Source organism: Salipiger sp. CCB-MM3 (assembly GCF_001687105.1).
Taxonomy (GTDB): Bacteria; Pseudomonadota; Alphaproteobacteria; order Rhodobacterales; family Rhodobacteraceae; genus Salipiger.
The window spans coordinates 551,565-577,534 of the sequence record NZ_CP014595.1; the positions used below are offsets into that span (position 1 = coordinate 551,565).

The 25,970-nt window shown below is 66.0% G+C and carries 29 protein-coding genes; 4 read left to right on the forward strand and 25 right to left on the reverse strand.

The annotated features are described in order from the left end of the window. Window position 1: 1 nt before the first annotated feature. The 23 genes from AYJ57_RS02665 to AYJ57_RS02770 all read right to left on the reverse strand — a co-directional run bounded on the left by AYJ57_RS02665 (window position 2) and on the right by AYJ57_RS02770 (window position 20,115). Window positions 2-394, reverse strand: coding sequence for a hypothetical protein (locus AYJ57_RS02665; protein WP_066100828.1), 393 nt, complete (start codon window positions 392-394; stop codon window positions 2-4). Window positions 395-397: 3 nt separating this feature from the next. Next, window positions 398-2,386: an NADH-quinone oxidoreductase subunit NuoG gene (gene nuoG, locus AYJ57_RS02670; RefSeq protein ID WP_066100831.1), complete on the reverse strand. Its 1,989-nt coding sequence runs from the start codon at window positions 2,384-2,386 to the stop codon at window positions 398-400. A gap of 85 nt (window positions 2,387-2,471) precedes the next feature. Continuing rightward, window positions 2,472-2,885: a DUF5333 domain-containing protein gene (locus AYJ57_RS02675; protein ID WP_066100833.1), complete on the reverse strand. Its 414-nt coding sequence runs from the start codon at window positions 2,883-2,885 to the stop codon at window positions 2,472-2,474. A 128-nt stretch (window positions 2,886-3,013) separates the two neighbouring features. Continuing rightward, complete coding sequence (locus AYJ57_RS02680; protein ID WP_066100836.1) at window positions 3,014-3,370, reverse strand: hypothetical protein; 357 nt, start codon at window positions 3,368-3,370, stop codon at window positions 3,014-3,016. 7 nt (window positions 3,371-3,377) lie between these two features. Beyond that, entirely contained in the window at window positions 3,378-3,809 is a 432-nt protein-coding gene (locus AYJ57_RS02685) for a DUF5333 family protein (protein ID WP_237220184.1), read from the reverse strand. Window positions 3,810-3,813: 4 nt separating this feature from the next. Further along, window positions 3,814-5,109 (reverse strand): NADH-quinone oxidoreductase subunit NuoF, encoded by a 1,296-nt coding sequence (gene nuoF / locus AYJ57_RS02690; RefSeq protein ID WP_066100839.1) that lies wholly within the window; start codon window positions 5,107-5,109, stop codon window positions 3,814-3,816. Between the two features lie 3 nt (window positions 5,110-5,112). Continuing rightward, window positions 5,113-5,343, reverse strand: coding sequence for a DUF5337 domain-containing protein (locus AYJ57_RS02695; protein ID WP_066100843.1), 231 nt, complete (start codon window positions 5,341-5,343; stop codon window positions 5,113-5,115). 67 nt (window positions 5,344-5,410) lie between these two features. Then, a complete protein-coding gene (locus tag AYJ57_RS02700) occupies window positions 5,411-6,130 on the reverse strand; it encodes an endonuclease (RefSeq protein ID WP_066100845.1) in 720 nt (239 codons plus the stop codon). Window positions 6,131-6,158: 28 nt separating this feature from the next. Continuing rightward, on the reverse strand, window positions 6,159-7,319 hold the full coding sequence (locus tag AYJ57_RS02705; protein WP_066100848.1) for an NADH-quinone oxidoreductase subunit E: 1,161 nt from the start codon (window positions 7,317-7,319) through the stop codon (window positions 6,159-6,161). A 90-nt stretch (window positions 7,320-7,409) separates the two neighbouring features. Beyond that, on the reverse strand, window positions 7,410-7,742 hold the full coding sequence (locus AYJ57_RS02710; protein ID WP_066100852.1) for a hypothetical protein: 333 nt from the start codon (window positions 7,740-7,742) through the stop codon (window positions 7,410-7,412). Then, the gene (locus AYJ57_RS02715; RefSeq protein ID WP_066100855.1) at window positions 7,739-8,959 is read right to left on the reverse strand and encodes an NADH-quinone oxidoreductase subunit D; all 1,221 of its coding nucleotides are present in this window, start codon (window positions 8,957-8,959) and stop codon (window positions 7,739-7,741) included. The genes AYJ57_RS02710 and AYJ57_RS02715 overlap by 4 nt, the downstream gene beginning before the upstream one ends. Then, window positions 8,959-9,570 (reverse strand): NADH-quinone oxidoreductase subunit C, encoded by a 612-nt coding sequence (locus tag AYJ57_RS02720; RefSeq protein WP_066100858.1) that lies wholly within the window; start codon window positions 9,568-9,570, stop codon window positions 8,959-8,961. Before AYJ57_RS02720 ends, AYJ57_RS02715 begins: the two co-directional genes overlap by 1 nt. A 19-nt stretch (window positions 9,571-9,589) precedes the next feature. After that, on the reverse strand, window positions 9,590-10,123 hold the full coding sequence (locus tag AYJ57_RS02725) for a NuoB/complex I 20 kDa subunit family protein (protein WP_066100862.1): 534 nt from the start codon (window positions 10,121-10,123) through the stop codon (window positions 9,590-9,592). Then, the gene (locus AYJ57_RS02730) at window positions 10,114-10,479 is read right to left on the reverse strand and encodes an NADH-quinone oxidoreductase subunit A (RefSeq protein ID WP_066100865.1); all 366 of its coding nucleotides are present in this window, start codon (window positions 10,477-10,479) and stop codon (window positions 10,114-10,116) included. The genes AYJ57_RS02725 and AYJ57_RS02730 overlap by 10 nt, the downstream gene beginning before the upstream one ends. Window positions 10,480-10,857: 378 nt before the next feature. After that, a complete protein-coding gene (locus tag AYJ57_RS02735) occupies window positions 10,858-11,649 on the reverse strand; it encodes a crotonase/enoyl-CoA hydratase family protein (RefSeq protein WP_157373925.1) in 792 nt (263 codons plus the stop codon). A 1-nt stretch (window position 11,650) separates the two neighbouring features. Next, a complete protein-coding gene (locus AYJ57_RS25815; RefSeq protein WP_157373928.1) occupies window positions 11,651-11,788 on the reverse strand; it encodes a hypothetical protein in 138 nt (45 codons plus the stop codon). 21 nt (window positions 11,789-11,809) lie between these two features. After that, window positions 11,810-12,664 (reverse strand): hydroxymethylglutaryl-CoA lyase, encoded by an 855-nt coding sequence (locus AYJ57_RS02740; RefSeq protein WP_066100871.1) that lies wholly within the window; start codon window positions 12,662-12,664, stop codon window positions 11,810-11,812. Window positions 12,665-12,730: 66 nt separating this feature from the next. Next, window positions 12,731-13,393, reverse strand: a complete 663-nt coding sequence (locus tag AYJ57_RS02745; protein WP_066100874.1) for a glutathione S-transferase family protein — start codon at window positions 13,391-13,393, stop codon at window positions 12,731-12,733. Then, window positions 13,390-15,330, reverse strand: a complete 1,941-nt coding sequence (locus AYJ57_RS02750; RefSeq protein WP_066106562.1) for an acetyl/propionyl/methylcrotonyl-CoA carboxylase subunit alpha — start codon at window positions 15,328-15,330, stop codon at window positions 13,390-13,392. The genes AYJ57_RS02745 and AYJ57_RS02750 overlap by 4 nt, the downstream gene beginning before the upstream one ends. 147 nt (window positions 15,331-15,477) lie before the next feature. After that, window positions 15,478-17,082 (reverse strand): carboxyl transferase domain-containing protein, encoded by a 1,605-nt coding sequence (locus AYJ57_RS02755; RefSeq protein WP_066100877.1) that lies wholly within the window; start codon window positions 17,080-17,082, stop codon window positions 15,478-15,480. Further along, window positions 17,079-18,638 (reverse strand): AMP-binding protein, encoded by a 1,560-nt coding sequence (locus tag AYJ57_RS02760; protein ID WP_066106565.1) that lies wholly within the window; start codon window positions 18,636-18,638, stop codon window positions 17,079-17,081. The genes AYJ57_RS02755 and AYJ57_RS02760 overlap by 4 nt, the downstream gene beginning before the upstream one ends. 5 nt (window positions 18,639-18,643) lie before the next feature. Then, window positions 18,644-18,949 (reverse strand): hypothetical protein, encoded by a 306-nt coding sequence (locus AYJ57_RS02765; protein ID WP_083191129.1) that lies wholly within the window; start codon window positions 18,947-18,949, stop codon window positions 18,644-18,646. A gap of 2 nt (window positions 18,950-18,951) precedes the next feature. After that, window positions 18,952-20,115 carry an isovaleryl-CoA dehydrogenase gene (locus tag AYJ57_RS02770; protein ID WP_066100879.1) on the reverse strand — a complete coding sequence of 388 codons (1,164 nt, stop codon included), beginning with the start codon at window positions 20,113-20,115 and terminating at the stop codon, window positions 18,952-18,954. 161 nt (window positions 20,116-20,276) lie between these two features. Between AYJ57_RS02770 and AYJ57_RS02775 the strand changes: the two genes are divergently transcribed. Then, window positions 20,277-20,762, forward strand: a complete 486-nt coding sequence (locus AYJ57_RS02775) for a pyridoxamine 5'-phosphate oxidase family protein (protein ID WP_066100882.1) — start codon at window positions 20,277-20,279, stop codon at window positions 20,760-20,762. Window positions 20,763-20,783: 21 nt separating this feature from the next. Then, window positions 20,784-21,251 (forward strand): CreA family protein, encoded by a 468-nt coding sequence (locus AYJ57_RS02780; RefSeq protein ID WP_066100886.1) that lies wholly within the window; start codon window positions 20,784-20,786, stop codon window positions 21,249-21,251. Window positions 21,252-21,258: 7 nt separating this feature from the next. Here the strand turns inward: AYJ57_RS02780 and AYJ57_RS02785 are convergent, their stop codons facing one another. Together AYJ57_RS02785 and dksA are read right to left on the reverse strand one after the other, a co-directional pair. Next, window positions 21,259-22,428, reverse strand: coding sequence for an FAD-dependent monooxygenase (locus AYJ57_RS02785; RefSeq protein ID WP_237220185.1), 1,170 nt, complete (start codon window positions 22,426-22,428; stop codon window positions 21,259-21,261). Window positions 22,429-22,534: 106 nt separating this feature from the next. Then, window positions 22,535-22,957 carry an RNA polymerase-binding protein DksA gene (gene dksA, locus AYJ57_RS02790; RefSeq protein ID WP_066100890.1) on the reverse strand — a complete coding sequence of 141 codons (423 nt, stop codon included), beginning with the start codon at window positions 22,955-22,957 and terminating at the stop codon, window positions 22,535-22,537. 259 nt (window positions 22,958-23,216) lie between these two features. On the opposite strand from dksA, the gene AYJ57_RS02795 reads away from it, so the two are divergent. Both AYJ57_RS02795 and AYJ57_RS02800 read left to right on the forward strand, forming a co-directional pair. Continuing rightward, on the forward strand, window positions 23,217-24,056 hold the full coding sequence (locus AYJ57_RS02795) for an AAA family ATPase (RefSeq protein WP_066106571.1): 840 nt from the start codon (window positions 23,217-23,219) through the stop codon (window positions 24,054-24,056). Between the two features lie 274 nt (window positions 24,057-24,330). Beyond that, a complete protein-coding gene (locus tag AYJ57_RS02800; RefSeq protein WP_066100893.1) occupies window positions 24,331-25,839 on the forward strand; it encodes a DEAD/DEAH box helicase in 1,509 nt (502 codons plus the stop codon). The last annotated feature ends 131 nt before the right edge of the window (window positions 25,840-25,970 follow it).

The following is a 25,970-nucleotide window of genomic DNA, read 5'->3' on the forward strand; positions in this document are numbered from 1 at the left end:
CTCACACCATCGGTATTCCGTTCTCGGCGCAGGCTGACGCGACGACTTCCGCGTCGATCGTCTTGAGCCCGCGAGGCAGCGCCGCAGAGATGGTGTAAACCGCATCTCCGCGCCAGAGGCCACCCTCTTCCGACACATTCGTCCGCAGATGACGCGCGAACCCGTAACCCCGGATCAGCGCATATTGCGCTGCGGCGCAATCTGCGTAGTTCTCTACATCCTCCGAGCCGCGCGCCCCGCGCATCGCCACGAAGAAATTCACCAGATCGCCATCCAGCAGCCGCGTCTCCACCCCCTCGTAGAGCGGCGCAAAGGGCGCTGTCTCCGGCGCGGGTTCCGCGCAGGCGCTCAGCGCGGCCAGCGCCGCAAGGGAAAGGGATATCCGCAGCGACATGGATCACTCGGCTGCCATCGGCGCGTCGCGCCGGGCCTTCGCGTTTGCCGAAAGCTCGGCCATCAGCACCGAGGCGCGGGCAATCGGGTTGGTCAGCCAGAAATCCTTCACCGCATTGCGGAACGACGCATCGCCCAGCTTGTCCGTCTCCAGCGGCACCCACGCGTTCTCGGGCACCGTGTCGATCTGCGCCAGATGCGGCACCTCGGCGACCAGCGCCTGACGCAGTTGCGCAAGGCTGTCCCACGGCTGCTTGGCCCCAAGCTCGGCGGACAGCGCCCGCAGGATCGCCCAGTTTTCCTTGGCCTCGCCCGGTGCGAACCCGGCGCGGAAGGCCAGCTGCGGGCGGCCTTCGGTGTTGACGAAAAGGCCGTTTTCTTCGGTGTAGGCGGCGCCCGGCAGGATCACGTCGGCTCGGTGCGCGCCCCGGTCACCATGGCTGCCCTGATAGATGACGAAGGCACCCGGCTCGATCTCGATCTCGTCGGCCCCGAGGTTGTAGATCACGTCGGCATCCTTGGTGGCGGCTTCGAGCCCGCCTTCGGTCACCGCGCCCACGTCCAGCGCGCCGACGCGCGCGGCGGCGGTGTGCAGCACCAGCAGCTTGCCGGTGAGCGCCTGCGCCGCGGCGAGAACCGCCAGACCGTCGGCCTCGCGCAGCGCGCCCTGCCCGACGATCACGATGGCATCTTCCGAGACCTTCGCGTCCGCCAGCGCCTTGCGGTCCGCGCCGAGCTGCGTGGCGTCATAGGTCAGATCGGCAGCCTCGCCGATCACCTTGACCTCGGCCCCGGCGATCCATGCCTTGCGGATACGCGCGTTCAGCACCGGCGCCTCGTCGCGCGGGTTGGTGCCGATGAGCACGATCTCTTTGGCGGTGTCGATCTCCTCAACCGCCACATTGCCCACATAGGCCGAACGGTTGCCCACCGGCAGCCGCGCGCTGTCGGTGCGGCATTCGACCGAACCGCCCAGCCCTTCGACCAGTTGCTTGAGCGAGAAGGCCGCCTCGACCGGGGCCAGATCGCCCACCAGACCGGCCACTTTCTTCGCGCCCTTCAGTGCCGCGCTCGCCGCGGCCAGAGCTTCAGGCCAGGTGGCGGGCTTCAGCTTGCCGTCTTTGCGGATATAGGGGCGGTCGAGCCGCTGGCGGCGCAGCCCGTCCCAGACGAAGCGGCTCTTGTCCGACAGCCATTCCTCGTTCACGCCATCATGGTTGCGCGGCAGGAAGCGCATCACTTCGCGGCCCTTGGTGTCGACCCGGATATTGGAGCCGAGCGCATCCATCACGTCGATGCTCTCGGTCTTGGTCAGCTCCCACGGGCGGGCGGTGAAGGCATAGGGTTTCGACACCAGCGCGCCCACCGGGCAGAGGTCGATGATGTTGCCCTGCAGGTTACTGTCCAGCGTCTGGTTCAGATACGAGGTGATCTCGGCATCTTCGCCGCGCCCGGTCTGGCCCATCTGCGTCAGCCCCGCCACCTCGGTGGTGAAGCGTACGCAGCGGGTGCAGGAAATGCAGCGGGTCATATGGGTCTCGACCAGCGGACCGAGGTCGAGATCGTCGACCGCGCGCTTGGCCTCGCGGAAGCGCGAGAAGTCGACGCCATAGGCCATCGCCTGATCCTGCAGGTCACACTCGCCGCCCTGATCGCAGATCGGGCAGTCGAGCGGGTGGTTGATGAGCAGGAACTCCATCACCCCCTCGCGGGCCTTCTTGACCATCGGCGAGTTGGTCTTCACGACCGGCGGCTGGCCCTCGGGGCCGGGCCGCAGGTCACGCACCTGCATGGCGCAGGAGGCCGCGGGCTTGGGCGGGCCGCCGACCACTTCGACAAGGCACATGCGGCAGTTGCCCGCGATGGACAGGCGCTCGTGGTAGCAGAAGCGCGGCACTTCGATGCCGGCCTCTTCACAGGCCTGGATCAGGGTCATCGCCCCATCCACCTCAAGCTCTTTGCCGTCGATGATGATCTTACGAAGGTTGGTCATTGGCATCTTCCCATGACTGGTGACACACGCGACGCTCCCGCCGCCTGCGGCAGGGCGCTGGGGGATATGTACGTCGCGTGTCGCATCATTTCTCCCTCAGGAGGCGCCCGATGGCGCTGCCCCTGGCAATTTCGTCGAGCCCGACGCGGCACAGACCGGCCGTATCCTTGGGCGATACGCCGCGGGCCGCCATATAGGCCTCGCCATCGGCGCGCATTTGCTTCTTCTCGGCCTTCGAGGTCACGTAATCCTCGATCTCCTCGTCGCTGTAGCCAAGCGCACGGGCCCGGTTCTTCAGCGCATTGAGCGTGGTCATCGCGGTGATCATCCGTGCACCGATATTGTCGCAGCGCTTGCGGATCTCATCCGCCAGAGCGACCGCCAGCAGACCGTCGTGAATCTCGCGCACCTCGCCCAGCGGGGGCTTGGTCTGGGCCGCAGCGGGAAGCGCCCCGAGGCCGATCAGCATCGCGGCGGCAGCGGCTTTGAACTTGCGCATATCTTCTCTCCATTGACGAAAGGTGGAGCCAGCCGACGGGCGGACTCCCTCGTCACGGAATGTGGGGACCCGAGGTGCGGCTATGCAATAACCGCCCGGAAATCCGCCAGATATGAGCGCGCTCTCTCTCATTCCACGCAGCGACCGCTCAGCACGAGGTCACTTCCCGCAAGCCGCGGCTGCGCGCGCAGCGCCGCCGGGTCCACCGCCCAGGCGATGTCGGAGGTGCCAAGAAAATGAATGCAGTATTTCGTGCCTTCATAGACCGCTGCGTCCACCGCCAGTTGCGGCGCACGAGCGGCGTTCTTGACCGTGGCGGCAAAGGCCGCGCGGTCTTGGCTGGACGCTTTGGCGTCGGCGCGGAACTTCAGGCCGCCGAATTCCGGGTCATCCTTGCTCGTGCCGCAGGCCGCCAGCGCCGCGATCAGCGCCAGAGCGGCCCCCGCGCGCAGTTTGCGACCAGCCAATTGGTTTGCCAGTGCCATCACTCGTTCATCCCTTCTGCAGCGTCTGGCCCAGATCGGACCCCGCCGCGATTTCCTTCTCGCCAAGCGCGCAGAGCGACGCGGGCTGCGCCTCATTGCCGCCACGCCGGGCGATCTCGCTGTCGATCTTCGTCGAGAGCGCACCAAAATCCTGATTTTGATAAGCCGCTTCCAGCGCCGCACGATCGGTGCCTTCGGCGACCATCTCTTCGGTGGCGCGGTGCACGGCGCCGCCGTAGCGCGAGGCGGCCAGATAGATGCCCTGATCGTGGCAGGCATCGGCAATACGCTGAGCCATCGAGATGGTCACAACCCGGTTCTCCCAACGGCTCGCCACCGAGCCGCCGCCAAAGCCACCGGTCGAGGGCGTGCCCGCGCAGGCCGCCAGCGTCAGCGCGGCGATCAAACCAAAAGCACCGTTCATATAAGTCACACGCATCAAATCACTCCGCCGCCATGGCGCCCATGCGCCCGGTCTTCTTGGCCTTGATGCGGTCTTCGATCTCTTCGCGGAAGTGCCGGATCAGGCCCTGGATCGGCCATGCCGCCGCGTCGCCAAGCGCGCAGATGGTGTGGCCCTCGACCTGTTTGGTCACGTTGAGCAGCATGTCGATCTCTTCGACCTCCGCATCGCCGGTCACCAGACGGTCCATCACCCGCATCATCCAGCCGGTGCCTTCGCGGCACGGTGTGCACTGGCCGCAGCTTTCGTGCTTGAAGAACTTCGACAGGCGCCAGACCGCCTTCACCACATCGGTGCTCTGATCCATGACGATCATGCAGCCGGTGCCAAAGGACGACTGGTTCTGACGCATCCAGTCGAAATCCATGATGGCGTCTTCAAGCTTGTCCTTGGGCAGGATCGGGCAAGACGCGCCGCCGGGGATGATCGCCTTGAGATTGTCCCAGCCGCCGCGAATGCCGCCGCCGTGCTTTTCGATCAGTTCGCGCACCGGCAGCGACATCTGCTCTTCGAAGACCGAAGGCGTGTTCACATGGCCGGTGATGGCAAAGAGCTTGGTGCCCGCGTTGTTCTGCCGTCCGAACGACGAGAACCACGTCGCGCCGCGGCGCAGGATGGTCGGGCAGACGGCGATGGATTCGACGTTGTTCACCGTGGTCGGGCAGCCGTAGAGGCCCGCCCCCGCCGGGAACGGCGGCTTCATGCGCGGCATGCCCTTCTTGCCCTCGAGGCTTTCCAGAAGCGCGGTTTCCTCACCGCAGATGTAAGCGCCCGCGCCGTGGTGCAGGTAGAGATCGAAGTCCCAGCCCGAGCCAGCGGCGTTCTTCCCCAGCAGGCCCGCGTCATAACATTCGTCGATCGCCGCCTGCAGCGCCTCGCGCTCGCGGATGTATTCGCCGCGGATGTAGATGTAGCTCGCATGGGCGTTCATCGCGAACGACGCAATCAGCGCGCCCTCGATCAGCGTGTGCGGATCGTGGCGCATGATCTCGCGGTCCTTGCAGGTCGCGGGCTCGGATTCATCGGCGTTGATCACCAGATAGGCCGGGCGACCGTCGCTTTCCTTGGGCATGAAGGACCATTTGAGGCCGGTCGGGAAGCCCGCCCCGCCGCGCCCGCGCAGGCCCGAGGCCTTCATCTCGTCGATGATCCAGTCGCGACCCTTGGCGATGATGCCAGCCGTGCCGTCCCAGTGGCCACGCTTCTTCGCCCCGGCGAGGGAGCGATCCTGCATGCCGTAGAGATTGGTAAAGATCCGATCTTCGTCCTTCAGCATCTCTCAGTCCTTGTCTTCCTGGCGGCCTTTCTGACGCGACCGCCAGAGCCCGTAAATCATCCAGATCGCCGTCCCGAACCCGGCCAGAGCGGCAAGGTCAAAGAAGGCCCTCATGCGCTGGGTCCAGCCCAGCATCTCGCCCGCCACCGTCGCGGCGATCCAAGCCAGCCCGGTTCCGGCGATCACCAGCGCGATAATGCGCCCCTGCCGGTTGTGCTGTGCTTCGTCGCTCATCTTCGGTCCGGTCCTCTTCCCGTTCGCACCGCCGGATCTGTCCGGCGGCACTCATCCTCTGGGCACGTCAGTAGACGTCGCCCTCTTCGACGCGCTTCGAGAACTCGGTCTCGCCGCCCGCCGCAAGTGTCTTGGCCTGCCCGATCCAATCATCGCGCGAGACCCGGCCGCGGAACCCTTTCAGGTTCTGATCCATCCACGCCACTTCACTGGCGCTCCAGCCAGCGATCTGGTCGAAATGGTAGATCCCAAGCTCGTGCAGAAGCGATTCAAGCTTGGGGCCCACGCCCTTGATTTCCTTGAGGTTGTCCGCCTCCCCTCCGCGCGGCGACGCCAGCGCTTCGGGTTGGGCTTCCTCCTCCTCAGTCGCCGCGGGGGCGACCGTCTCCGGCTTCGCCGGTATCTCTTCTTTCGGCGCCGGAGCAGGCTCCGGTGCGGCGGCCGCCGCAGGTGCCGGCTCCGGCAAATCCTCGACCGGAGGCACTTCTTGCGACGTCATCAGCGTGGCCGGCTCTGCGGTCACCGTGTCCGGCATCGTCGGCACTTCGCCCTCGACCGCCGGCGCAAGCGAGGACATCGGCGAGCGCTCGCTAAGCTGCGGCACCGCCGCGCAGGAGAGCCAGGTGAACAGGGAGCCGAGCAGACCGGCGGTGATCAGCGCGAGCACGATGGCTGCAAAGAAGCCCTTCCCGCCGCCAAGCGCAAACAGCGCAACGATGAGCCCAAAAACGGCTGCCGTTATCCAGCATTTGCGGGCGCATCCGTCCTGCATCGTCACGTCTGTCATCTCTCACTCCCTGTCTAACTCATCCTGCTTATTCGTCGTCGTAGACCTCGCCCTTCTTCACACGGGTCGAGAAATCCGTCTCGCCACCTTCGGCCAGTGTCTTGGCCTGAGCAACCCACTCGTCACGCGATGCCCGGCCCTTGAAGCCCTCGAGGTTGGCATCGACCCAAGCCAGTTCTTCCTCGGTCCACGAGGCGATCTGGCCGAAGTGGAAGAACCCAAGGCGGTGCAGCAGCTCTTCGAGCTTCGGCCCGACGCCCCTGATCATCTTGAGATCGTCAGCCCCGCCGTCTAGCGGCGCCGAAAGCGTCTCGGGCTTGCGGCCTTCGTCCAGCGGCTTCGGCTCGGCGGGTTCGGGATCGGATTTGACCTCGCCTGCCGGAGTGACCGGAGCCTCGCGCTTGTCGATCCCGGTGGCATCTGCGGGCTCGCCTTCCGACAGCTTAGGCGCATGGGTCTCGGGCTTTGCGTCGCCCTTCTCGTCCGAGCGGTCACGCCACGGCGCGCGCAGCGGCACCTCGGTGCCGTCGATGCGTTTCACCGTGTCGCCAATCGAAGTTGCCAGCGCGACCGAAGCGTTCTGCGCCTCGTCCTTGCCTTCGGTCAGCACCACCGGACCGCCCAGCGGCTCCGAGCCGAAACGACCATTCTGCGGGCCCGGCACTGGCACCTCGCCCGCCGCCATGGCATCAAGGATCTCGGCCAGCTTCTCGCCGGTCAGATCCTCGTAGTAATCCTTGCCGATCTGCGCCATCGGGGCGTTCGAGCAGGCACCGAGGCATTCCACCTCTTCCCACGAGAACTTGCCATCCGCCGAGACCTCATGCGGCTTGGCGGCGATCTTGGCCTTGCAGACCTCCATCAGCTCGCCCGCGCCGCAGATCATGCACGACGTGGTGCCGCAGATCTGCACATGCGCCACCGAGCCCACCGGCTGCAGCTGGAACATGAAGTAGAAGGTCGCCACTTCCAGCGCGCGGATATAGGCCATGCCCAGCATGTCGGCGACATGCTCGATGGCCGGACGGCTCAGCCAGCCCTCCTGCTCCTGCGCGCGCCACAGCAGCGGAATGATGGCGCTGGCCTGACGGCCCTCAGGATACTTGCTGATCTGCGCCTCGGCCCACTCAAGGTTGGCGGGCGTGAAAGCGAAGCTCTCGGGCTGTTCGTGATGAAGACGGCGCAACATGGCAAACGGACCTTCGGTTCATATCATTGGCCGGGGGCGAGGCCGCCGCGGCGTTAGGACGGGGCACCTGCCCCGCCGCTCTTTACTCTCTCAGCCCGCTGCCGGAGCCTCGGCCATGACGTCAGCCTCGGGCGCCGGTGCGGCCGGAGTGCAGGTGCCGGTGATCAGACGGACACCGCCGGTGGCATTGGGCTCGGCCACGCCGGTTTTCACCTTGTAGGACGCGATCTCTTGCACCTGCGCACGGCTCAGGCCGGTCTGCAGTTCGACGGGCAGATAGTCGCTCTCGGTCGAAAGCTCGCAGCCGATCGAGGCCACGGCCTCGTCCCATGCGGCGAGTTGCAGGTCGTCCACGCCCTTCGGCGGCATGGTGCAGGCGGTGAGCAGAGCAAGCGCGGACAGCGCGGCAGTGATGCGGATCATCGGTCAACTTCTCCGAAAACAATGTCGAGCGAGCCGAGGATCGCCGCGACGTCGGCCAGCTGGTGGCCTTTGCAAATGTAGTCCATGGCCTGCAGGTGCAGGAAGCCCGGCGCGCGCAGCTTGGCGCGGTAGGGTTTGTTGCTGCCATCGGCCACGAGGTAGACACCGAACTCGCCCTTGGGCGCCTCGACGCAGGCGTAAACCTCGCCCGCGGGCACGTGGAACCCTTCGGTGTAGAGTTTGAAGTGGTGGATGAGCGCCTCCATCGAGGTTTTCATCTCGGACCGCTTCGGCGGGGTGATCTTGCCGCGCGCCAGAACGTCGCCCTGGTTCTCGGGCAGTTTCAGCTTTTCGCAGGCCTGAACCATGATCTTCACGCTCTCGCGCATCTCGGCCATGCGGACGAGGTAACGGTCATAGCAATCGCCGTTCTTGCCGACGGGGATCTGGAACTCGAACTCGTCGTAGCACTCATAGGGCTGCGCGCGGCGCAGGTCCCATGCAAGGCCCGACCCGCGCACCATGACACCCGAGAAGCCATGTTCTTGGATGTCTTGCTCGGTCACCACGCCGATGTCGGCGTTGCGCTGCTTGAAGATGCGGTTCTCAGTCAGCAGATCGTCGATGTCCTGCAGACGCGCGGGGAACTCTTCGCACCAGGTGGCGATGTCGTCGATCAGTTCGGGCGGCAGGTCCTGGTGAACGCCGCCGGGCCGGAAGTAGGCCGCGTGCAGACGCGCGCCGCAAGCCCGCTCGTAGAAGATCATCAGCTTCTCGCGCTCCTCGAAACCCCAGAGCGGCGGCGTCAGCGCGCCCACGTCCATGGCCTGCGTGGTCACGTTCAGCAGGTGGTTCAGGATGCGCCCGATCTCGCAGTAAAGCACGCGGATCAGCTGGGCACGGCGCGGCACCTCGACGTTGCAGAGCTTTTCGATCGCCAGCACCCAGGCGTGTTCCTGGTTCATCGTGCCGACGTAGTCGAGCCGGTCGAAATACGGCAGGTTCTGCAGGTAGGTGCGGCTTTCCATCAGCTTCTCGGTGCCGCGGTGCAGCAGGCCGATGTGCGGATCGCAGCGCTCGACGATCTCGCCGTCAAGCTCCAGCACGAGGCGCAGCACGCCGTGCGCCGCCGGGTGCTGCGGACCGAAGTTGATGTTGAAGTTGCGGATCTTCTGCTCGCCCGTCAGGGCGTCTTCGAAACCTTTGGAGCCGTCCATCACTTCGCCTCCTCCTCGGCCTTTTCATCGCCGGGCAGCACGTATTGCGCACCTTCCCACGGCGACATGAAATCGAACTGGCGGTATTCCTGCACCAGTTTCACCGGCTCATAGACCACACGCTTCAGCTCTTCGTCGTAGCGCACCTCGACATAGCCCGTGGTCGGGAAGTCCTTGCGCAGCGGGTGGCCGCGGAAGCCATAGTCGGTGAGGATGCGGCGCAGGTCCGGGTGGCCCGAGAAGAGGATGCCGAACATGTCGAACACCTCGCGCTCCAGCCAGTTGGCCGAGGGGTGCACCGAGGTGATCGAGGGCACGATCTCATCCTCGCGCACCGAGACGCGCAGGCGGATGCGGTGGTTCTGGTACATCGACAGCAGGTGATAGACCACGTCGAACCGCTTGGGCCGGTCCGGGTAGTCCACCGCGGTGATATCCACCAGCGACGAGAAGCGGCAGGTCGGGTCGCTGCGGAGAAACTCCACCAGCCCGCCGATGTTGGCAGGCGCGACGTCGACGTTGAGCTCGTCGTGAGTGACGTCCCAGGCCACCACGCAATCGGGGCGTTTCACCTCGATGTGGGCGCCAAGTTCGTTCAGTGCTTTGGTCATGATCCCCTCCCGCGAAGGCTCAGCGCACGATCGTGCCGGTGCGGCGGATTTTCTTCTGCAGCGCCATCAGCCCGTAGAGCAGCGCCTCTGCCGTCGGCGGGCAGCCGGGCACGTAGACGTCGACGGGCACGACCCGGTCGCAGCCGCGCACCACGGAATAGCTGTAGTGGTAATAGCCGCCGCCGTTGGCGCAGGACCCCATCGAGATCACATAGCGCGGCTCGGGCATCTGGTCGTAGACCTTGCGCAGCGCCGGAGCCATCTTGTTGGTCAGCGTGCCCGCAACGATCATCAGGTCCGACTGGCGCGGCGAGGCGCGCGGCGCGGTGCCGAAACGCTCGAGGTCGTAGCGCGGCATCGAGGTCTGCATCATCTCGACCGCGCAGCAGGCCAGACCGAAGGTCATCCAATGCAGAGAGCCGGTGCGGGCCCAGTTGATCACATCATCGACGGAGGTCAGCAGAAAGCCTTTGTCCTGCAGCTCGCGGTTCAGCGCCTGCGTGGCTACCTCGCGATCTCCCCCGGCGGTATTGAGGCCGGTCGTCACTCCCATTCGAGCGCCCCTTTCTTCCATTCGTAGGCAAAGCCCGCGGTCAGCACCGCAAGGAACACCATCATCGACCAGAAGCCGACCATGCTCACATCCTTGAACGCGGTGGCCCAGGGGAAGAGGAAGGCGATCTCGAGATCGAAGATGATGAACAGGATCGACACCAGATAGAACCGGACGTCGAATTTCATCCGCGCATCATCGAAAGCGTTGAACCCGCATTCATATGCCGAGACTTTTTCGGGGTCAGGGCTGCGCACCGCCAGCACGACGGCCGCAAGGATAAGCACGAGACCGAGGCCAACGGCGACGGCGAGGAACACGAGGATGGGAAGATATTCCCGCAGCATCTCGTCCAAGATGTGGCTCCTTTGCGAGGCGCACCGCAAGCGGCGCGGAGACCATGGCTTTGTTGCCTTGCTGTGAGTGACTTATCGCTGAGTGCGGTCCGGGTCAACAACGGCCCAAGTTATTCACGAATGATGAAAATCTCGTCATTTCATGGAGATACCCCTTCTTACGTTGGGTAATCACTGATGTTTCGACATTTTTTCCGTCGACCGTTGCATACATTCTGCGCGGACACGCAGATTCAGGCCCTCAGAAGCGCCAAAGAAAACGCCAAACGCGGGGAGCCGGCTGGCAGCCCGTTTTTTCGGTCGACTTAGGTGTTCGGCAGCCAGCGCGCGCAATGCGCTGTCAGCCGGTCGCGCCGCCGTGATGGCCGCGCGCAACGCTTATTGTTCGGATTTGGTCGCCCATGGGGCCGGGCGCTTGTCGAAGAAAGCAGCGATGCCCTCCTGCGCCTCGGCGGTCTCCCAGCGCGCCGCCAGCGCGTCGATCGCCATATCCACCTGCGCCGCGCTCACCTGCCCCACAAGCGCGTTCAGCAGCGCCTTGCTCTCGCGCACCGCACCGGGCGCGCAGGCGAGATAGGGCGCCACCTCGGCCTCGACCGCCGCCTCCAAACCCTCCGGCGCCACAACGCGGTTCAGCAGGTTCAGGCGGCGCGCCTCCTCGGCGCCGAAAATCTTCGCGTTCATAAACACTTCGCGCGCCGCCGCGCCGCCCATACGGGCGATCACATAGGGGCCGATATTGGCCGGAAGCAGCCCCAGCCGCGTCTCGGTGAACCCGAATTTCGCGCCCTCGACGCCGACCACCATGTCGCAGACCGAGATCAGCCCCATGCCGCCGCCAAAGGCGTTGCCCTGCACCCGCCCGATCAGGGGCTGCGGCAGCGCCGCCAGCGCGCCAAGCGCCTCGGCGATGCGCTGCGATTCCGTGCGCCGCGTGGCGCTGTCCATCGCGAACTGCGCCCGCATCCACGCCAGATCGCCGCCCGCGCAGAAGGTCGGCCCCTCGGCACACAGCACCACCAAGCGCACGCTCTCCTCCGCCGCGAGAAGCGCCGCTGCAGCCACAAGCTCGCGCATCATCTCAGCCGACAGCGCATTGTGCTTTTCGGGCCGATTCAGCCGCAGTTCGGCGACGCCGCGCGCGTCGATCTCGGTCTCGATCAGGGCCATCTCAGGCATCCTCCATCTTCGCGGCGATCCGCGCCGCCGCCACTTCGGGATTGGCAAGGGCGGTGTCGATCCGCTGATCTGTGCCCTGCCAAACTGTATCGTCAATGGCCCCGACATCGCTCCAGTGCGACCGCCGCAAGCCCCGCAAGCCCCGTCATACTCAGCCCGTGCGCATGGCGCGCGCCAGCGCCGCCGCCTCTGCCAGCACGGCAGGATCAAGGCCCGTCTCATATCCCAGTGCCGCCAGCCGCTCCGCCACCGCCTCGGTCGCCACATTGCCCGCTGCCCCCGGCGCATAGGGGCAGCCGCCGAGCCCGCCCACCGCCGCGTCAAAGACCCGCAGCCCCATGGCCAGCGACGCCTCGATATTGTCGAGCGCCCGCCCCCCGGTATCGTGGAAATGCCCGGCAAGCTGGGCTGGCGGCACCACATCCGACACCGCCGCGAGCATGGCGCGCACCGCCTCGGGCGTGCCGCGCCCGATGGTGTCGCCGAGCGAGATCTCATAGCAGCCCATGTGATGCAGCGCCCGCGCCACATGCGCCACCGCCTCGGGCGCCACCGCGCCATCGTAGGGGCATTCCACCACGCAAGAGACATAGCCGCGCAGCGGCAGCCCCGCCGCCCGCGCCGCCTCGGCGACAGGGCGGAAGCGCTCGAGGCTCTCGGCGATCGAGGCATTAATATTGGCGCGGCTGAACCCCTCGGAGGCCGAGCCGAAGATCGCCACCTCGTCCACCTGCGCCGCCAGCGCCGCCTCCAGCCCCTTCATGTTGGGTGTCAGCGCCGCATAGGACACGCCCGGCGCGCGGGTGATCCCGGCCATCACTTCGGCCGAGGTCGCCATCTGCGGCACCCATTTGGGGCTGACGAAACTGGCGCATTCGATGCGCCGGAAGCCCGCCCGGCTGAGACAATCGACCAGCGCAATCTTCTCCTCCGCCGGGATCATCCGCGCCTCATTCTGCAGCCCGTCCCGCGGCCCGACCTCGAAGATCTCGACGAATTCACCCATCCTGCGCCCCTTCTTCTCTTTGCCAAATACGCATGGCCCCGCGCCCGCCCAAGGGCGCTGCGCCGCTCAGACCTCCGGCAGATCCCACGCCGGATAGAAATCGCGCCGATACAACCGCGCCCCTTCGTCGGGCAACGAGCGTTGAAACGCCTCGCGCGCGGTGATCCGCCCGTACCAGGCCTGCAGGTGAGCCAGCCCCTCGGTGCTGCGGAAATGCCGCCCGATATAGACCGCCTGCCCCACCGCGATATCCGCCGCCGAAAAGCCCTGCAGCAGATAGTCCCCGCTCTGCGCCAGCCGCGCCTCGATCGCCTCGAAACATTTGCCCAGACGCGCCGCCTCCAGCTGCATGATGATCGGCGAGCGCATGGCGTCCTCGCGCAGCATCAGATGCTGCTGGGTGAGCGCCGCGCCGTGGTGGCTCATGGTTTCGGCAAAATGCAGCCAGACGAGATAGTCGCGCCGCTCAGCATCGCCGCGCAGCCGCCCGAGCCCGCTACCCGGGTAAAGCTCGCACAGATACTCGAGGATGGCGCCGGACTCGAACATGGTCTCGCCGCCGATCTCCAGCGCCGGCACCCGCCCGGCGGGCGAGCGTGTCAGATACGCCTCGCGCCGCAACGACTTGTCGAACCGCTCGGTCACCAGCTCATAGGGCAGACCCAGCTCTTCGAGCAGCCACAGCACCCGCATCGAGCGTGACTGCGGCACATGATGCAGACGGATCATGCGTCTTCCTCTTCGAGCCGGATCAGCGCGGCCCCGGCCTCGACCTGCGCGCCCGCTTCGACCAGCACCTCTGCCACGGTGCCATCGCGCGAAGCGCGCAGCGTGTGCTCCATCTTCATCGCTTCGAGCAGCGCCAGCCGGTCGCCAGCGGTGACCTGCGCCCCCGCCTCGGCAAAGACCGCGACCACCTTGCCCGGCATCGGCGCCTCCACCAGATTGCCCCCCGCACCGGCGTCCGCCGCCCGCGCCAGCGGGTCGATCAGCTCAAAGCGCAGGCCATAGTGGGCAAAGACGGTCACATGGCCATCCTCGCGGAAATGCCCCGCCGCCGGGCGCCCGCCAAAGCGCCAGCGCCCGCCGAAACGCTCGGCCAGCACGGTCGCCCCCGGCACGTCGATCTCCACCAGATCCGGGCCTTTCGCGCGCAGCACACAGGCCAGATCCTCGCCCTCGTGCCGCAACAGCAGCGTGCGCGCCAGCGGCGCCCAGAGCGTGAAGCCGCTCTCCCAGCCCGACGCACCATCCAGCCCCGCCAGCACCAGCGCCGCCTCGGCGACCACCTGAGCCGCCAGCTCCGGCTCGGCCACCAGCGCCTCGAGATCGCGCCCGATGAGCCCGGTGTCGACCTCTCCGGCGGCAAAGCCCGGATGCTCGGCCAGCGCGCCGAGAAAACTAAGGTTGGTCACCGTCCCGGCCACCCGCGTCTGCCGCAGCCCCTGCGCCAGCTTGCGCAGCGCCGCCGCGCGGCTTGGCCCGTGCACGATCAGCTTGGCGATCATCGGGTCGTAATGCGGCGAGATCACATCGCCCGACCGCACGCCGCTGTCAGACCGCAGGCTCGGCGGAAACTCCAGATGCGACAGCCGCCCCGTCGCGGGCAGGAAGCCCGCGGGCACATCCTCGGCATAAAGCCGCGCCTCGAAGGCATGACCGGTGATCGACAGCTCCTCCTGCGCCAGCGGCAACGGCTCGCCGCCCGCCACGCGCAGTTGCCATTCCACGAGGTCGACGCCGGTGATCGCCTCGGTCACCGGGTGTTCGACCTGCAGCCGGGTGTTCATCTCCATGAACCAGAAGCCATCGGGCCGCAGCCCCTCCGAGCCGTCGACGATGAACTCCACCGTGCCCGCGCCCTTGTAGCCGATCGCCTCGGCGGCCCGCACAGCGGCGGCCCCCATGGCGGCGCGCATCTGCTCGCCCATACCCGGCGCGGGGGCTTCCTCGATCACCTTCTGATGGCGCCGCTGCAGTGAGCAGTCGCGCTCGAAAAGATGCACCGCTTTGTCGCCATCGCCAAAGACCTGCACCTCGATATGGCGCGGCGCGGTGATGAACTTCTCGATCAGCACCGCCTCATTGCCGAAGGCGCCACGCGCCTCGGCCTTGGCCCCTTCCAGCGCAGTTGCGAAGTCTGCCGCGCTCTCGACCAGCCGCATGCCCTTGCCACCGCCGCCCGCGACGGCCTTAATCAGCACCGGATAGCCGATGGCCTCGGCCTCGCGCGCCAGCCGCGCCGGGTCCTGATCCTCGCCAAGATAGCCCGGCACCACCGGCACACCGGCCTCATCCATCAGCCGCTTGGCCGCATCCTTCAGCCCCATCGCCCGGATCGCCCGCGCCGAGGGTCCGACAAAGATCAGCCCCGCCGCCTCCACCGCCTCGACGAACTCGGGGTTCTCCGAGAGAAACCCATAACCCGGATGGATCGCGCCCGCCCCTGTGGCCAGCGCCGCCTCGATGATCCGCTCGCCTTTCAGGTAGCTCTCCGAAGGCGCCGCACCGCCGATAGAGACCGCCATATCGGCCTCGGCCACATGCTGCGCGCCGGCATCCGCCTCGGAATAGACGGCCACAGTCCGCAGCCCGAGCGCCCGCGCGCTGCGCATGACCCGGCAGGCAATCTCGCCCCTATTGGCAATCAGCAGAGTGTCAAACATCACGCCCTCCAAGCCCGTCACGGCTTCGTCTAGACAAAAATATCCCGGGGGAGTCGCCGCAGGCGACGGGGGCGGAGCCCCCAACCTGCCTGGATGCGCGCCCGCGGCCCGCGCGAGCAGAGCCCCCTCTCACCTCAGCCCGCCCCATCACATCCGGAACACGCCAAAGCGTGTCTCCTCGACCGGCGCGTTCAGCGCTGCGCTCAGCGACAGCGCCAGCACGGCGCGCGATTTGCGCGGGTCAACGCAGCCGTCATCCCAGAGCCGGGCCGAGGCGTAGAGCGGGTGCGACTGCTCTTCGAACATATCGATGGTCGGCTGCTTGAAGGCCGCTTCTTCCTGTTCCGACCAGCTGCCGCCGCCGCGCTCGATGGCGTCGCGCTTGACCGTCGCCAGCACTCCCGCCGCCTGCGCGCCGCCCATCACCGAGATACGGCTGTTGGGCCAGCTCCACAGAAACCGCGGCTGATAGGCCCGCCCCGCCATGCCGTAGTTGCCCGCCCCGAAGGAGCCGCCGACCAGCATGGTGATCTTGGGCACATTGGTGGTCGCCACCGCGGTCACCATCTTGGCGCCGTGCCGGGCGATGCCCTCGTTCTCGTACTTCCGCCCGACCATGAAGCCGGTGATATTCTGCAAGAAGACCAGCGGGATGCCGCGCTGCGAGCAAAGCTCGACGAAATGCGCGCCTTTCTGCGCCGCCTCGGAAAAGAGCACGCCATTGTTGGCGATGATCCCGACGGGGCAGCCTTCCACATGGGCAAAGCCCGTCACCAGCGTTTCGCCGTAGCGCGGTTTGAACTCGTCAAAGCGCGAGCCGTCGACCAGCCGGGCAATGACCTCGCGGATGTCGTAGGGCGTGCGCAGATCGGCGGGCACCACGCCGAGGATTTCTTCGGGGTCATAGGCGGGCGCCTCGGGCGACTGCCACTCCACGCCAGAGGGTTTGACCCGGTTGAGCCCGCCCACAGCGCGACGAGCCAGCGCCAGCGCGTGGGCATCGTCCTCGGCCAGATAATCCGCCACGCCGGAAAGCCTTGTGTGCACGTCGCCGCCGCCGAGGTCTTCGGCAGTCACCACCTCGCCCGTCGCGGCTTTCACCAGCGGCGGACCGGCAAGGAAGATCGTGCCCTGCTCCTTCACGATGATGGTCACATCGGACATGGCGGGGACATAGGCCCCGCCCGCGGTGCAGGATCCCATGACCACGGCGATCTGCGGGATGTTCTTGGCGCTCATCCGCGCCTGATTGTAGAAGATGCGCCCGAAGTGGTCGCGGTCGGGGAAAACCTCGTCCTGATTGGGCAGGTTCGCCCCGCCGCTGTCGACGAGGTAGACGCAGGGCAGATGGTTCTCCTCGGCGATCTCCTGCGCGCGCAGGTGCTTCTTGACGGTCATCGGGTAGTAGGTGCCGCCCTTCACCGTGGCGTCGTTGCAGACCACCATGACCTCGCGGCCCATGACCCGGCCGATCCCGGCGATGACCCCGGCGCAGGGCGCGGCACCGCCGTACATGCCATGCGCCGCCGTCGCGCCGACCTCGAGGAAAGGCGAGCCCGGATCGAGCAGATTGGCGAGGCGCTCGCGGGGCAGCATCTTGCCGCGCGACACATGACGCTCGCGCGCCTTCTGGCCGCCGCCCGCCGCCGCCTGCGCGGCGGCCTCATCGATGACCCGCAGCGCCTCGAGATGACCCGCGCGGTTGGCGCGGAACGTCTCGGAGGACGGGATGGCCTGTGACTGCAGTTTCATGTGTCCTCCTGAACCTTCGCGTGTTCGGCCTTGGCTTCGGCGCTGGCACGGGCCTTAAGTTCCTTGCGGATCACCTTGCCGGTGACCGTCATGGGCAGATCCTCAAGAAACGAGATTTCTCTTGGGCAGGAATAGGTTGCCAGACGTTCCTTGACCCATGCCTTCAGATCCTCCGCGCTGGCCTCGGTGCCCGGTTTGAGCACGACATAGGCCTTCACGATCTCGGTGCGCAGCGGATCGGGCTTCCCCACCACGCCGACGGTCAGCACCGCAGGATGGGTGATCAGGCAGTCCTCGATCTCCGCCGGGCCGATGCGGTAGCCCGCCGAAGAGATCACGTCGTCCTCGCGCCCAAGAAAGCGCAGGTAATCGCCCTCCCAGATGCCGCGGTCGCCGGTGAGCAACCATTCGCCGCGAAACTTATCTGCCGTCGCCTGAGGGTTCTTCCAATATTCCAATAGCATAGAACCCGATCCCCGGCGGATTGCCACATCGCCTTCGCCCGTCACCGGCTTGCCCTCAAAGTTGATCACCGCGATCTCATGGCCCGGCACCGGCTTGCCGATGCAGCCCGGACGCGGCGCGAAAAGCGTGCCCGCCGAGCTGGCCACCATGTTGCATTCGGTCTGGCCATAGAACTCGTTGATCGTCAGCCCGAAGGCCTCGCGCCCCCATGCCAGCATCTCTGCCCCAAGTGGCTCGCCGCCGCTGGCGACCGAGCGAAGGCCGGGGATGCGCACGTCTACCGCCTTCAGCATGCGCAGAGCCGTAGGTGGGAAAAACACATTCCGAACAGCATGTTCCGCGCAGATATTCGCGCACTCCGTGACGTCGAATTTGGCCATGCGCGCGGCCACCACGGGCACGCCGAGCGCCAGCGCGGGCATGGCCACGTCGAAGAGCCCGCCGATCCAAGCCCAATCCGCCGGGGTCCAGAGCACGTCGCCCGGCTGTCCGAGCCGGTCATGGCTCATCTCGACGCCCGGCAAATGGCCCATCAGAACGCGGTGCCCATGCAGCGCGCCCTTGGGTTTGCCGGTGGTGCCGCTGGTGTAGATGATGATCGCCGGGTCCTCGGGGCCGGTGTCGGCGATGGCGCTTGCGGAAGGCTCCGCAGGCAGCTCGGTAATGACGCTGAGGTCAAAGGGCGCGAGCATCCCGGCCCCCTCTTCATCGGTCACCACCACCTGCGCGCCGCTGTCCCCAAGGCGCGAGCGCAGCGCATCTTCGCGGAAGAGCTTGAACAGCGGCACAGAGATCGCCCCCATGCGCCAGGCCGCGATATGGGCGGCAGCGCAGAGCGGCGATTGCGAGAGCAGCACGCCCACCCGGTCGCCCCGCGCCACGCCGTGCGCCTCGAGCGCCGCCTGCACCCGCCGCGACAGCTGCGCCAACGCGCCATAACTCACCGGCCCGCGTCCATGGTCGAGAATGGCGACGCGCTCGGGCTCCAGCGCCGCCCAATCGTCACAGACCTGCGCCGCCATGTTCAGCCGCTGCGGAAAGCGCCAGTCGAAGCGCGCCCGCATCTCGTCATATGTGCCATCCGGCAGCATCGGATTCATGTCTGCGGCCCCCTCCTGACCCGCGCGTGTAGGATGCGCCCCAGCCGGTCCATCTCGTAGACATGCGCCAGATCCTCCCGCGCGCATGTGACCACGATCCAGACCGGCGCCTCTGCGGGGCGCCCCGTGCAATCGCTTTTCTCGGCCCCCTCCGGGCCGGTCTCGACATAGAGCGTGGCGGCGGCCTCCATGGCCTCGGTCTCGGTGAGTTCCGCCGCCTGCATCCCGGCCCGGTAGGCCGCCAGCGCCACCAGCGCGAGAAGCGCCAGCGCGGGAGCATACCAGAGCGGCCGGGACATCATGCTCAGCTCATCGCGTTCATCAACTCGCGGCCCACAAGCATGCGGCGGATCTCGGAGGTGCCCGCGCCGATCTCCATCAGCTTGGCATCGCGGAAGAGCCGCGCCACCGGGGCGTCGGCCAAAAAGCCCGCGCCGCCCATCGCCTGCACCGCCTGATGCGCCTGCACCATCGCCTGCTCGGAGGCGTAGAGACAGCACGCCGCCGCATCCTGACGGGTGACGTCGCCACGATCGCAGGCCTTGGCGACCTCATAGACATAGGCGCGGGCCGAATTCATCGCGGTGTACATATCGGCGATCTTGCCCTGCATGAGCTGGAAGTTCCCGATGGGTTGGCCGAACTGCTTGCGCTCGACCATATAGGGCATGACCTCGTCGAGGCAGGCGGCCATGATGCCGGTGCCGATGCCCGCGAGCACCACACGCTCGTAGTCGAGGCCCGACATCAGCACGCGCACGCCCTTGCCCTCTTCGCCGAGGATGTTCTCGAAAGGCACCTCCACATCATCGAAGATCAACTCGGCGGTGTTCGAGCCGCGCATCCCAAGCTTGTCGAAATGTGGCGAGGTCGAAAAGCCGGTCATGCTCTTCTCGATCAGGAAGGCGGTGATGCCCTTGCTGCCCGCGTCGGGGTCGGTCTTGGCGTAGACCACCAGCGTGTCGGCGTCAGGCCCGTTGGTGATCCAGTATTTGTTGCCATTCAGCACGAAGCGGTCGTTCTTCTTTTCGGCGCGCAGCTTCATGCTGACCACGTCAGACCCAGCGTTCGGCTCGGACATGGCAAGCGCGCCGACATGCTCGCCCGAGATCAGTCCGGGCAAGTATTTCGCCTTTTGCTGCGGCGAGCCGTTCAGCTTGATCTGATTGACGCAGAGGTTGGAATGCGCGCCGTAGGACAGCGAGACCGAGGCCGAGGCGCGGGCGATCTCTTCGACAGCGACCACATGCGCCAGATAGCCCATGCCCGCCCCGCCGAACTCTTCGGGCACGGTGATGCCCAAGAGGCCCAGCTCGCCCATCTCGCGCCACAGCTCATTCGGGAACGCATTGTCCCGGTCGACCTGCGCCGCCATCGGCTTGACGCGTTCCTGCGCCCAGCGATGCACCATCTCGCGCAGAGCGTTCACGTCTTCACCCAGATCGTAGGTCATGACCGCGTTGAACATCAAACCGCCCCTCCCCTGGCAGTTATTGAACAGTTGTTCATATCTAAGCTCTCTGCCCGCCGGGCGTCAACAGCAAAGGCGCGTCACCCTGCCGTGATCATACGGAACGGCCCATAGGACCGCGCGTTGACGCGGTGACACAGCAGATAAGGAGAGACGATATGCCCAAGGATCATATCACCGACCTGAAAGCCGACTTCTGGAAAAACATGAAGAACGTGCGCGCGGGCCTGCTGGCCGCCGACGGCGAGCGCCCGGTGCCCATGTCGCCGAACGCCGATCCCGAGGAAAACGCCATCTGGTTCATCACCGCCAAAGGCTCGGCTGCGGATCGTGCCGCCAAGAGCGGCGGCGAGGCCTCCTTCCATGTGGCCGACCCCAAATCGCACCTCTACGCCAATATCTTCGGCACGCTCACCATCTCGGACGACGAAGAGAAGCTCGACGAAATCTGGAGCGTCGTCGCCGGTGCGTGGTTCAAAAACGGCCGCGAGGACGACTCGGTGCGTCTGGTCAAGATGACGCCGAAGGACGGCGAGGTCTGGGTCAGCAATGGCGGCGCGAGCTTCCTTTACGAGATCGCCAAGTCGCAAATGTCGGATGACACGCCCGACGTAGGCGAGCATGGCCGGGTGGTCTTCTCGTAAACCGCAGACCGGAGAATCCCCATGAAACGCGCCCTTCTCACCCTCTTGTGCCTGCTGCCCTCTATGGCGGCTGCTGAACAGGTCGGCGAGGTGGGCGTGGACTGGGTCGGCAACGACATCGAGATCGAAGCCGTTGCCGACCCGAAAGTGAAAGGCGTCACCTGCCACATCGCCTATTTCGACCGCGGCATGTTCGACCGTCTGTCGAAGGGCAATTGGTTCGAAGACCCGTCGAACGCCTCGATCGCCTGCCGCCAGACCGGCCCGATCGAGATCGGCGACATCGACCGCGACAAGGATGGCGAGGACGTGTTCCGCACCTCGCGCTCGATCATCCTCAAATCGCTGCGGGTGAAACGCATCTACGACGAGAAGAACCAGACACTGATCTACCTCGCCCATGCCGCCGAACTGACCGACGGGTCGGCCAAGCTGGCGATTTCCACCGTGCCGCTTTACGGCACCGAGGTCACATGGCTGGACGAGTGAGCCGCGCTCAGACCGCCTTGGTCACGTCGTAGCCGTAGATCCAATCGAACTGGCCCAGCATCTTTGCAGGCGCGAGCCGTCCCAGCATCCCCATCCCCATATGCGCAACGCCGCGGATCAGCGGGTTGCTCAGATGGTATTTCCATGCGTTGCCATTGGCCGCCTCGACGATCTTGACGCAGCGTTCGCGCCGCAGCTCCTGATAGCGGGACAGCGCCGCGTCCATATCGGTGCCGGAGGTTAGACAGGCGGCCAGCGCCCATGCATCCTCGAGCGCCATATTCGCCCCCTGCGCCATGAACGGCAGTGTCGGATGCGCCGCGTCGCCGAGGATCGCAACGCCCTGCCCATGCCAATGCCGCGCGACCGGATGGCGGAAGAGACCCCAGAGCCCCGGACGCTCGACCGCGGCAAGAAGCTTTGCCACATCGCCCCCGAAGCCAGCAAAGGCGGCGCGCAGGTTCGCGGCATCGTCATGCTGCGACCACCCCTCTTCGGTCCACTTCCGGCGCTCTTCAACCGCTACCAGATTGACCTTCTCGCCGCCGCGCAGCGGATAGCTGACAACATGCCGCCCCGGCCCCATGTGCACCCGCGCCTCGGGCGGGTGGCCGCAAAGGTTCGGCACCACCGCGCGCCACGCCACCTGCCCGGTAAAGAAGGGCGCCACGACCCCGTTGAGCGCGCTGCGCACCACCGAATGCAAACCGTCGGCACCGATCACCAGATCAGCCGAACAGGAATCTCCATTGGCCATCTCGATGCGCACCGGCGCGCCGGGCCGCACGGCGGCCACCTTCTGCAACAGACGGACCTGCACCCCAGCCTCGCGCGCCGCCTGCGACAACAGCGCGATAAGATCGGCACGATGCACGAAGTGATAGCTCTGCCCCTCGGGCAGCCGGGTCAGATCGAGCCGCAGCACCTCGCGCCCGGCGCGGTGATCGCGCAGCGACACGGCGGTGCCCCGGCAGGCGCCGGCGCGCAGCGCCTCGCCCACACCCAGCGCCTCGAGCACGCGCAGCCCGTTGGGGCTGATCTGCAGCCCCGCGCCCACTTCGGAAATCGCCTCGGCCTGCTCCAGCACCCGCACATCGCAGCCGCGCTGGCGCAGCGCCAGCGCCGCAGCGAACCCGCCGATCCCTCCACCGATGATCGTCACTGACTTAGCTGGCACCACGTGCCTCCGAATTGGGCAAAAATCAAAACGCCGGAGCCATTGGCCCCGGCGTCTTGTCTTGTCAAGCCTTTGGCCCCGCCGACGTGGTGCCGGCGGCGATGGCTTAGTCGTCGCGGTGGACCTTCTCGCGGCGCTCGTGACGCTCTTGCGCCTCGAGGCTCATGGTCGCGATCGGGCGTGCGTCCAGCCGCTTCAGGCTGATCGGCTCGCCGGTCACATCGCAATAGCCATACTCGCCCTCGTCGAGGCGGCGCAGCGCCGCATCGATCTTGGCCACCAGCTTGCGCTGACGGTCCCGCGTACGCAGTTCCAGCGCGCGATCGGTCTCTTCGCTGGCGCGATCGGTCACGTCGGGAATGTTCCGCGTGGCTTCCTGCAGCGCTTCGATCGTATCGCGGCTTTCGGCGAGAATGTCATTTTTCCATGCGAGCAGCTTACGGCGGAAATACTCCGTCTGACGCTCGTTCATGAAAGGTTCGTCTTCAGCCGGACGGTAATCGTCGGGCAGAAAAGTCTCGGGCTTCATTTCTGCTCCCTCTTCAAAACCGGCGTCCGGTCGAGGAATTCCTGACCGGCTCCGGCACCCCTTGCGAGGCTGCTGTTATCCCAAGCCCCCCCCGATGTCACTACACAATAGGATAGGTCGCGAACGAAACTTCGGCAGGTGCCTAATTTGTAACCATCACGTAACAGCGCCCTCTCTGGCCCCCTCGAAACCCCGCTTGAACCGTGCAATCGCGCCCTCTATCCCTTCCCCTAGAGCAGCGGAGGAATGCGTGATGAGCCTGAATTTCCAAGGCACCGAGGCCTATGTGGCCACCGAGGATCTGACCATGGCGGTCAATGCGGCGATCACGCTCGAACGGCCGCTGCTGGTGAAAGGCGAGCCCGGCACCGGCAAGACCGAACTGGCCCGGCAGGTGGCGAGCGCGCTGAACCTGCCGATGATCGAATGGAGCATCAAATCCACCACGCGCGCGCAGCAGGGGCTTTACGAGTACGATGCGGTCAGCCGCCTGCGCGACAGCCAGCTTGGCGACGAAAGGGTGCATGACGTCGGCAATTACATTCGGCGCGGCAAGCTCTGGCAGGCCTTCGAGGCCGCGGGAAAGGTGGTGCTGTTGATCGACGAGATCGACAAGGCCGACATCGAGTTCCCGAACGATCTGCTGCAGGAACTCGACCGCATGGAGTTCCACGTCTACGAGACCGGCGAGACCGTGCAGGCGCGTCAGCGCCCGATCGTCATCATCACCTCGAACAACGAGAAGGAACTGCCCGACGCCTTCCTGCGCCGCTGTTTCTTTCACTACATCCGCTTTCCCGATGACGACACGCTGCGCCGCATCGTCGAGGTCCACCACCCCGGCATCAAGCCGGCGCTGCTGACCGAGGCGCTGAGCCAGTTCTACCAGTTGCGCGAGCAGCCGGGCCTGAAGAAGAAGCCCTCCACCTCCGAGGTGCTGGACTGGCTGAAGCTGCTGCTGGCCGAGGATCTGGACGACGCCGATCTGCGCGCGGGCAGCACCGATGCGCTGCCCAAACTGCACGGCGCGCTGCTGAAGAACGAGCAAGACGTGCATCTCTTCGAGCGGCTCGCCTTCATGGCGAGAGGCCGCCGCTAAGTCCCTGCCCGTGAGTCTTTGCCCTTGAGCCTCTCTCTTCGCGGCAATCCGCCCGTTTGAGCAGCAACTGCCTTCACGATTCCGTGGCGTAGCTGCCTCAAATCCCCGCGAAACCGCCGTTTCGGGCGCGAAAATCCCAGCGAGATTGACCTTTCCCGCCTGATTCCGGTACAAGCCCGCATCATGACCGCATCAAGGCGGTTTTCTCGGGCCATCCGGGCCCTTCTCCTGACGCGCGGGCCAAGTTCAGTGTCCGCATGACATTCGGACATACATGACCAAGTTTACTGATCTTAACCTGAACCCCAAGGTGCTGAAGGCCATTGAAGAGGCGGGCTACGAGACGCCCACCCCGATTCAGGCTGGCGCCATTCCTCCCGCGCTTGCGGGCCGCGACGTGCTGGGCATCGCCCAGACCGGCACCGGCAAGACTGCGTCCTTCACGCTGCCTATGATCACGCTGCTGGCGCGTGGCCGGGCCCGTGCCCGCATGCCGCGCAGCCTCGTGCTCTGCCCGACGCGGGAACTGGCCGCGCAGGTCGCCGAGAACTTCGACACCTACACCAAGCACCTGAAGCTGACCAAGGCGCTGCTGATCGGCGGCGTCTCGTTCAAGGAGCAGGAACAGCTGATCGACAAGGGCGTGGACGTGCTGATCGCCACCCCTGGCCGCCTGCTCGACCATTTCGAGCGCGGCAAGCTGCTGCTCACCGGCGTGCAGATCATGGTGGTCGACGAGGCCGATCGGATGCTCGACATGGGCTTCATCCCCGACATCGAGCGCATCTTCTCGCTGACGCCCTTCACCCGACAGACGCTGTTCTTCTCGGCCACCATGGCGCCCGAGATCGAGCGTATCACCAATACCTTCCTTTCGGGCCCCGAGCGCATCGAAGTGGCCCGTCAGGCCACCGCCTCGGAGACCATCGAACAGGGCGCGGTGTTCTTCAAAGCCTCCCGCAAGGATCGCGAAGGGTCGGAAAAGCGCGCCGTGCTGCGCGCGCTGATCGACAAGGAAGGCGACGCCTGCACCAATGCGATCATCTTTTGCAACCGCAAGGTCGACGTGGATATCGTCGCCAAGTCGCTGAAGAAATACGGCTATAACGCCGCGCCGATCCACGGCGATCTGGACCAGTCGCAGCGCATGCGCACGCTGGACGGCTTCCGCGACGGTTCGATCCGCCTGCTCATCGCCTCCGACGTCGCCGCCCGCGGCCTCGACGTCCCTTCGGTGAGCCATGTGTTCAACTTCGACGTTCCCGGCCACGCCGAGGACTATGTGCACCGCATCGGCCGCACCGGTCGCGCCGGTCGCGAGGGCAAGGCCTTCACCATCGTCGTGCCGAAGGACGAAAAGAACTTCGAGGATGTCGAGGCGCTGATCCAGAAGGAAATCCCGCGTATCGATCCGCCGCTGAAAGGCAAGCGCGCCGCCGATGCCCCCGAGGCGAGTGACGAGGCCGAAAAGCCTGCACGCCGCAGCCGCTCGCGCAGCCGCAAGTCCGACAATAAGCCTGAAAAACAGACCCCGGTCGAAGCGGTGGACACCGCCGCCGAAGCGCCGGTCGAGACGCAGGCCGAACAGCCCGCGGCAAAGCCCGAAAAGGCGCCGCGCAACGAGAAGCCCACTGAGCGCTCCGGAGACCGCTCCAGCGATCGCGGCAACGACAAGTCGCGCGGTCGCGGCCGTCGCGGCGAGCGTGAGAACACGGTGGTCGGCATGGGCGATCACATGCCCGAGTTCATCGCCCTCAGCTTCGAGCAGCGCCGCGCCAGCTGAGCCGCGCTCCTTTATGAGACAGATGGAGCCGCCCCTCGGGGCGGCTTTTTCGTGAGCGCCCTTGCCCATGATCCGCGCAGGCCCGACGCATCGGCCTGCCTCCGGCGGGGATATTTTTGCCAAGAGGAAGC

Excerpts from the sequence above, each read along its gene's own strand:
- AYJ57_RS02665 (WP_066100828.1), bottom strand. The coding sequence starts at position 394 with ATGTCGCTGCGGATATCCCTTTCCCTTGCGGCGCTGGCCGCGCTGAGC.
- nuoG (WP_066100831.1), bottom strand. The coding sequence starts at position 2,386 with ATGACCAACCTTCGTAAGATCATCATCGACGGCAAAGAGCTTGAGGTG.
- AYJ57_RS02675 (WP_066100833.1), bottom strand. The coding sequence starts at position 2,885 with ATGCGCAAGTTCAAAGCCGCTGCCGCCGCGATGCTGATCGGCCTCGGG.
- AYJ57_RS02680 (WP_066100836.1), bottom strand. The coding sequence starts at position 3,370 with ATGGCACTGGCAAACCAATTGGCTGGTCGCAAACTGCGCGCGGGGGCC.
- AYJ57_RS02685 (WP_237220184.1), bottom strand. The coding sequence starts at position 3,809 with ATGCGTGTGACTTATATGAACGGTGCTTTTGGTTTGATCGCCGCGCTG.
- nuoF (WP_066100839.1), bottom strand. The coding sequence starts at position 5,109 with ATGCTGAAGGACGAAGATCGGATCTTTACCAATCTCTACGGCATGCAG.
- AYJ57_RS02695 (WP_066100843.1), bottom strand. The coding sequence starts at position 5,343 with ATGAGCGACGAAGCACAGCACAACCGGCAGGGGCGCATTATCGCGCTG.
- AYJ57_RS02700 (WP_066100845.1), bottom strand. The coding sequence starts at position 6,130 with ATGACAGACGTGACGATGCAGGACGGATGCGCCCGCAAATGCTGGATA.
- AYJ57_RS02705 (WP_066100848.1), bottom strand. The coding sequence starts at position 7,319 with ATGTTGCGCCGTCTTCATCACGAACAGCCCGAGAGCTTCGCTTTCACG.
- AYJ57_RS02710 (WP_066100852.1), bottom strand. The coding sequence starts at position 7,742 with ATGATCCGCATCACTGCCGCGCTGTCCGCGCTTGCTCTGCTCACCGCC.
- AYJ57_RS02715 (WP_066100855.1), bottom strand. The coding sequence starts at position 8,959 with ATGGACGGCTCCAAAGGTTTCGAAGACGCCCTGACGGGCGAGCAGAAG.
- AYJ57_RS02720 (WP_066100858.1), bottom strand. The coding sequence starts at position 9,570 with ATGACCAAAGCACTGAACGAACTTGGCGCCCACATCGAGGTGAAACGC.
- AYJ57_RS02725 (WP_066100862.1), bottom strand. The coding sequence starts at position 10,123 with ATGGGAGTGACGACCGGCCTCAATACCGCCGGGGGAGATCGCGAGGTA.
- AYJ57_RS02735 (WP_157373925.1), bottom strand. The coding sequence starts at position 11,649 with ATGGCCCTGATCGAGACCGAGATCGACGCGCGCGGCGTCGCCGAACTG.
- AYJ57_RS02740 (WP_066100871.1), bottom strand. The coding sequence starts at position 12,664 with ATGGGTGAATTCGTCGAGATCTTCGAGGTCGGGCCGCGGGACGGGCTG.
- AYJ57_RS02745 (WP_066100874.1), bottom strand. The coding sequence starts at position 13,393 with ATGATCCGTCTGCATCATGTGCCGCAGTCACGCTCGATGCGGGTGCTG.
- AYJ57_RS02750 (WP_066106562.1), bottom strand. The coding sequence starts at position 15,330 with ATGTTTGACACTCTGCTGATTGCCAATAGGGGCGAGATTGCCTGCCGG.
- AYJ57_RS02755 (WP_066100877.1), bottom strand. The coding sequence starts at position 17,082 with ATGAAACTGCAGTCACAGGCCATCCCGTCCTCCGAGACGTTCCGCGCC.
- AYJ57_RS02760 (WP_066106565.1), bottom strand. The coding sequence starts at position 18,638 with ATGCTGCCGGATGGCACATATGACGAGATGCGGGCGCGCTTCGACTGG.
- AYJ57_RS02765 (WP_083191129.1), bottom strand. The coding sequence starts at position 18,949 with ATGATGTCCCGGCCGCTCTGGTATGCTCCCGCGCTGGCGCTTCTCGCG.
- AYJ57_RS02770 (WP_066100879.1), bottom strand. The coding sequence starts at position 20,115 with ATGTTCAACGCGGTCATGACCTACGATCTGGGTGAAGACGTGAACGCT.
- AYJ57_RS02775 (WP_066100882.1), top strand. The coding sequence starts at position 20,277 with ATGCCCAAGGATCATATCACCGACCTGAAAGCCGACTTCTGGAAAAAC.
- AYJ57_RS02780 (WP_066100886.1), top strand. The coding sequence starts at position 20,784 with ATGAAACGCGCCCTTCTCACCCTCTTGTGCCTGCTGCCCTCTATGGCG.
- dksA (WP_066100890.1), bottom strand. The coding sequence starts at position 22,957 with ATGAAGCCCGAGACTTTTCTGCCCGACGATTACCGTCCGGCTGAAGAC.
- AYJ57_RS02800 (WP_066100893.1), top strand. The coding sequence starts at position 24,331 with ATGACCAAGTTTACTGATCTTAACCTGAACCCCAAGGTGCTGAAGGCC.